The organism is Pseudomonas sp. AGC41, assembly GCF_057334555.1.
This window is the reverse complement of record NZ_JBHFJB010000100.1, coordinates 1-5,630: the sequence shown is the minus strand read 5'-3', so window position 1 is coordinate 5,630 and position 5,630 is coordinate 1. Positions and strand designations below refer to the sequence as shown.

The 5,630-nt window shown below is 64.6% G+C and carries 6 protein-coding genes, 1 pseudogene and 1 riboswitch; of the genes and pseudogenes, 4 read left to right on the top strand and 3 right to left on the bottom strand.

All coding sequences use genetic code 11. The annotated features are described in order from the left end of the window. Nucleotides 1–137: 137 nt before the first annotated feature. The 3 genes and pseudogenes from ACE04F_RS17395 to ACE04F_RS17385 all read right to left on the bottom strand — a co-directional run. Nucleotides 138–1,322, bottom strand: coding sequence for a pyridoxal phosphate-dependent aminotransferase (locus tag ACE04F_RS17395; RefSeq protein ID WP_486108586.1), 1,185 nt, complete (start codon nt 1,320–1,322; stop codon nt 138–140). A gap of 41 nt (nt 1,323–1,363) precedes the next feature. Further along, nucleotides 1,364–2,227 carry a methyl-accepting chemotaxis protein gene (locus ACE04F_RS17390; RefSeq protein ID WP_486108588.1) on the bottom strand — a complete coding sequence of 288 codons (864 nt, stop codon included), beginning with the start codon at nt 2,225–2,227 and terminating at the stop codon, nt 1,364–1,366. Further along, a pseudogene (locus ACE04F_RS17385) lies at nt 2,219–2,989 on the bottom strand (MCP four helix bundle domain-containing protein); the annotation flags it as partial. The pseudogene ACE04F_RS17385 and the gene ACE04F_RS17390, both read right to left, overlap by 9 nt. Before the next feature lie 178 nt (nt 2,990–3,167). Next, nucleotides 3,168–3,388: riboswitch (cobalamin riboswitch) on the top strand. Between the two features lie 96 nt (nt 3,389–3,484). Between ACE04F_RS17385 and ACE04F_RS17380 the strand changes: the two are divergent. The 4 genes from ACE04F_RS17380 to cobM all read left to right on the top strand — a co-directional run bounded on the left by ACE04F_RS17380 (nt 3,485) and on the right by cobM (nt 5,595). Beyond that, nucleotides 3,485–3,673 (top strand): CbtB domain-containing protein, encoded by a 189-nt coding sequence (locus tag ACE04F_RS17380; protein WP_420764493.1) that lies wholly within the window; start codon nt 3,485–3,487, stop codon nt 3,671–3,673. Between the two features lie 11 nt (nt 3,674–3,684). Beyond that, the gene (locus tag ACE04F_RS17375; protein WP_486108583.1) at nt 3,685–4,380 is read left to right on the top strand and encodes a CbtA family protein; all 696 of its coding nucleotides are present in this window, start codon (nt 3,685–3,687) and stop codon (nt 4,378–4,380) included. Next, nucleotides 4,377–4,781 (top strand): cobalamin biosynthesis protein, encoded by a 405-nt coding sequence (locus tag ACE04F_RS17370; RefSeq protein ID WP_486108581.1) that lies wholly within the window; start codon nt 4,377–4,379, stop codon nt 4,779–4,781. The genes ACE04F_RS17375 and ACE04F_RS17370 overlap by 4 nt, the downstream gene beginning before the upstream one ends. Nucleotides 4,782–4,848: 67 nt before the next feature. Continuing rightward, nucleotides 4,849–5,595, top strand: a complete 747-nt coding sequence (gene cobM / locus ACE04F_RS17365; RefSeq protein ID WP_486108579.1) for a precorrin-4 C(11)-methyltransferase — start codon at nt 4,849–4,851, stop codon at nt 5,593–5,595. Nucleotides 5,596–5,630: the final 35 nt, after the last annotated feature.

Below are 5,630 nucleotides of genomic sequence, written 5' to 3'. Positions count from 1 at the left end.
GCAAAACCTGTGTGGGAGCGAGCTTGCTCGCGATAGCGGTCCCACAGGCGCAAGAAATCTCAAGCCACCAAGGATATACGTCCGCGATCATCGTCGAGCAAAACCCTTACACAATTTCACACAGCCTCTACAAAACTTCACCAATCGGCCTGCAACAGGGCCGCCGCACACGCGACGATCCGCCGACACGCATCCGCCAATTGCATCTGATCGACCACCAGGCCGATCCGGATATGCCCCGCCGCGCTCGGCCCGAACGCCTCGCCCGCCAGCACCGACACGCCATAGCCGTCGAGCAGGCGCTCGGCAAATGCCTGGGCGGCGAGACCCGTCTGGCGCACGTCGACCATCACGAACATGCCGCCATCGGGCCGTACCGGCCTGAGGCCCGCACGCCCCTCCAGCGCCGCGCACACCAGGTCACGGCGCTGGCGATATTCCTCGCGCATCCGCGCCACTTCAGGCAGATCCCGCTCAAGGGCAACCTGGGCGGCGCGCTGGACGAAGTCCGGCAGGCCGAACAGCATGCACAGCGACAGGTTGGCCAGGTGCCCGGCAAGGGACTCGGGGCCGATGGCCCAGCCGATGCGCCAGCCCGTCATGGCGTGGGATTTGGACAGGCTGTTGAGGGTGGCGGTGCGCTCGGCCATGCCCGGCAGGCTGGCCGGGCTGATATGTTCGCCGTCGTAGAGCAAGTCGCTGTAGACCTCATCGCTGATCAGCCACAGGTCATGCTCGATGCACAGTTGCGCCAACGCTTGCCAGGTAGCTAGCGGCAGGCTCGCGCCGGAGGGATTGTTGGGGCTGTTGAGCAGCATCGCGCGGGTACGCGGCGTGATCAGCCGGGCCACGTCGGCCGGCTCTACCCGAAAAGCGTTTTCCGGACGCACCGCCACCGGGACCACTTTCGCCCCGCAGGCGCCGAAGACCGCTTCGTAGGTGACGTACATCGGTTCGGCGACAATCACCTCGTCGCCGGGGTCGAGCAGGCATTGCGCGACCGCGAAGACCGCACACTGGGCGCCGGGCAGCACCGTAACGTGCCCGGCACCCACCGGTTGGCCGCAACGTAGCTGGTGGCGCCGGGCGATGTTGGCGCGCAACGCATGCAGGCCGCGGGTATCCGAATAATGCGTGTCCCCCGCCCGTAGGCTGGCGACGGCGGCCTCGACAATGGCCGGTGGTGTGTCGAAATCCGGATCGCCCACCGACAGCAACAGCACCTCCCTGCCCTGTTCGCGCATGGCCAGCGCCCGGTCATGGATCTGCCAGGCGGCGGCGCCGTCGCCGGTGATGCGTTGGGTCAAGGCTGAAAAGCGCATGCATTACTCCTGTTAGCGCGGTATCCAGCTTCAACCCTATCTCAAATAACGAAGCGCGCCACCGTCGCATTCAAACCCACCGCCAGGCGCGACAGTTCGTGGGTGGCGTCGCTGGTCTGTTGCGCGCCGCTGGCCGATTGGGTGGCCAGGTCACGGATGTTCATCAGGTTGCGGTCCACTTCACGGGAGACCTGGGCCTGTTCTTCGGACGCGCTGGCAATGACCAGGTTGCGCTCGTTGATCTGGTGGATCGACTGGGTGATCTGTTCCAGCGCCACACCGGCGCCACGGGCCAGTTCCAGGGTGCTTTGGGTGCGCTGGTTGCTTTGCTGCATCGACTGCACGGCCTGGCCGGTGCCGTTCTGGATGCCGGCGACCATTTTTTCGATTTCCTGGGTCGACTGCGCGGTGCGATGGGCCAACGCACGGACTTCATCGGCCACCACCGCGAAACCACGTCCGGCCTCACCGGCCCGGGCCGCTTCGATGGCCGCGTTGAGGGCCAGCAGGTTGGTCTGTTCGGCGATGGCGCGGATCACGTCCAGCACCTTGCCGATGTCACGCCCCTGGACCGCCAGGCCCTCGACCATCGCGGCGGTGGCTTGTACGTCATGGGTCATGGTCTGGATCGCATCGACGGTCTCCACCACTCGCGTGCGCCCTTCCCGGGCCGCTTGGGTGGACTGGTTCGAGGCTTCGGAAGTGGACACCGCGTTGCGGGCAACCTCCTCGACCGCGGCGGTCATCTCATTGACGGCAGTGGCCGCCTGTTCGATTTCGCTGTGCTGCCGTTGCAAACCACGGGAAGACTCCTGGGTGACGGCACTCAACTCTTCAGCGGCGGCGCCCAGCTGGGTGGCGGAACCGGCAATCTGCTCGATGGTCTGGCGCAGGCTACCCTGCATGGCGCCCAAGGCCTGGAGCAATCGCGCCGGTTCGTCCTTGCCATCGTCGACGATGACGGTGACCAGATTGCCGCCGGCGATGGTCCGGGCTGCTTCGAGCGCCCGGTTCAGGGGGGTGACGATACTGCGGGTCAGGAGCAAGGCCAGCAGCACGGTCGCCAGCGCGGCGATGACCGAGACGACGATAATGCCGGTGATGGCGCTGGTGTAATAGTCGCCAGCCTTGGCCGATGCATCGCTGGCGCTGGCCACGTTGAACTCGATGAGTTTGTTGAGCTGTTCGCCCATCAGGTCGGTGCCTTCCTTGATCCGCGTATTGATATGGGCGCGCAGTTGATCAATCTTGTCCTGACGCGACAGCTCGAGCATTTCCTGCTGGGCCTCGAGATACTTTGCAAGCGTCGCCGAAAAAGTCTTGTACAGCTCGGCCTCTTGCGGGGTGGCCGGCAGCGCCGCATAGCTGTTATTGGCCTTGTGCAGTTTTTCCACCAGCACACCGATGCGCCCGTCGGCCTCTTTCAGGCTGGCCGGGTCACGGTTCACCAATATGCGAAACGAGAGGATGCGCATGCGCAGGACGCTTTCCATCACGCTGGCCAGATAGCTGACGCTCGGCACCTGGGTCTGTTCCATATCCACCGAGGCCTGGCGAATGACCGACATGCGATTGGCGGCGAACACGCCGAGGACAATAACGAGCAAAGCGATGACGGTGAAGCCGAGAAAGGCTCGGGGGGCGATGTTCAAGCTGCGTAGGGACATGGGAAGACCTCGGAGGGTGGTCGAGCGTCCATGCCGCCGGCGTATTGTTTGGGATAATTGTGGGTACGCCTATTTCTTTATCGGCCCGACTTGAGGCTTTTGCAGGGCGACGTGAAAAATATTCCGCCGCATCGGTAGCGCGAAGCCGCGATTGACGCCCCGGCCTCACCCATGGTCTCCTGTCGGCCTAGTTACGGGTGCCCTTCACAGGGTGAAACGGGAAACCGGTGAATCGTGTGCTTTACTTCAAAGCCACGTCAGTCCGGTGCTGCCCCCGCAACGGTAAGCGAGCGAAGCGTCGAATCCACTGTGCCTGGGCATGGGAAGGTGACGCTTGCAGGCAAGGCTTCGGCCCAGCCCCTCGCGAGCCCGGAGACCGGCCCATGACTCAAGCTCAACAAACCCGCGGTGGGCGGGCGCTGTTCGAATTCTGGCGAGCCCTCGCCCAGGTTTTCATTGCGCTCGCTTCCCGCCGACAAACCCGAGGGAAGCGCCATGTCGACCATCAGCAGCACCGCCCGCACCACCAGCAGCACTGTCACCCTGAGCCAGCGCCTGAGCGCGGCGGTCCTCGCCTCGATCCTCGGTGCGGGCCTGGTCTACTTCGCCGGTTTCTCCCACATCGAAGCGGTGCACAACGCGGCCCACGACACCCGGCATAGCGCCGCGTTCCCGTGCCACTGAGACCTGACGACATGATCAAGCGTATCGCCCGGACTGCCGGTTTCAGCGGGCTGCTGGCCGCCCTGCTGTTGACTCTTCTACAAAGCCTGTGGGTCTCGCCGCTGATTCAGCAAGCCGAAACCTACGAAAAGGCCCCGGCCAGCGAAATCCATGAGCATGCCTCGGGCGCTGCCCACAGCCATGACGACGAAGCCTGGGAACCGCAAGACGGCTGGCAACGCCTGCTCGCCACCACGGGCGGCAACCTGGTGGTCGCGGTGGGTTTCGCCCTGATGCTGGCGGGCCTGTACACCTTGCGCGAGCCGACGCGTACGTCCCAAGGCTTGCTTTGGGGCCTGGCCGGCTACGCCACCTTCGTCCTCGCGCCAACGCTTGGCCTGCCACCGGAACTGCCTGGCACGGTGGCGGCCGAGCTGGCCCAGCGGCAGATGTGGTGGATCGGCACGGCGGCGGCCACGGCGGTGGGCATCGCCCTGATTGCCTTCGGCCGGCAATGGCTGCTGAAGCTCCTGGGTGTCGCGACTCTGTTGGTGCCTCACGTCACCGGCGCGCCACAGCCTGAAGTCCACTCGATGCTGGCACCCGAGGCGCTGGAAAGCCAGTTCAAGATCGCCGCGCAATTGACCAACGTCGCATTCTGGCTCGCCTTGGGGCTGATCAGCGTCTGGCTGTTTCGCCGTGACGCCCAGGCTCGCCACGACGCATGAGTAGCGGGCCGATCCTGGTGGTCGGCCTGGGCTGCCAACGCGGTTGCCCGGCCAGTGCGTTGCGGGCATTGCTTGAGCAGACGCTGCTGACCCACGGCATCGCGCTCGATAACGTGCGGGCCTTGGCCAGTATCGATCTCAAGCGCGACGAACCAGGCCTGCTGGAACTGGCCGAGCAATTGGCGCTGCCACTGACCTGCTTCCCTGCCGAGCAGTTGGCGGGTTATCAAACGCAGCTCAGCCAGCGTTCCCGGATTGCTTTCGAGCATACCGGCTGCCACGGCGTCGCCGAAAGCGCCGCCCTGGCCCTGGCCGAGCAACTGGGCGATTCGCCCGCGAAACTGCTGATTACCCGCCAGAAAAGCGCGCAAGCCACTCTGGCATTGGCGGCAGCTTCGTAACCCTCGATAATCGCCGCCGGAATCATGAGCGCTGCTCATGCAAGGCCCTTTTCTACAGGAACCGGTCATGACCGTTTACTTCATCGGTGCCGGCCCCGGCGACCCGGAACTGATCACCGTGAAAGGCCAGCGCCTGATCCACCGTTGCCCGGTGATCATCTACGCCGGCTCCCTGGTGCCGGCGGCCGTGCTCGAAGGCCACAGCGCCGAACAGGTGGTCAACAGCGCAGAGCTGCACCTGGAACAGATCGTCGAACTGATCAGGCTCGCGCATCTGAACGGCCAGGACGTGGCCCGGGTGCACTCCGGCGATCCGAGTCTGTATGGCGCAATCGGCGAGCAGATCCGCTGCCTGCGCGAGCTGGACATCCCTTTCGAAATCGTTCCGGGCGTCACCGCCACCTCAGCCTGCGCGGCCCTGCTCGGCGCCGAGCTGACGCTACCGGACGTGTCTCAGAGCGTGATCCTGACCCGCTACGCGGACAAGACCGCGATGCCCGCCGGGGAAGAACTTGCCAGCCTGGCGCAGCATGGCGCGACCATGGCAATTCACCTGGGCGTCAATCACCTGGAAAAAATAGTCGCCGAACTGCTGCCCCACTACGGCGCGGATTGTCCGATCGCGGTGATTCACCGGGCCACGTGGCCGGATCAGGATTGGGTGGTGGGCACCCTGGAGAATATCGCCGGAAAGGTCCAGGCCAAGGGCTTTCGACGTACGGCGCTGATACTGGTGGGGCGTGTGTTGGGCAATGATGTGTTCAGCGAATCATCGCTGTATCGCGCCGGGCATGCGCATCTGTACAGGCCCTGACTCGTCGACATGACCCAACCGGAATCCCTTGTGGG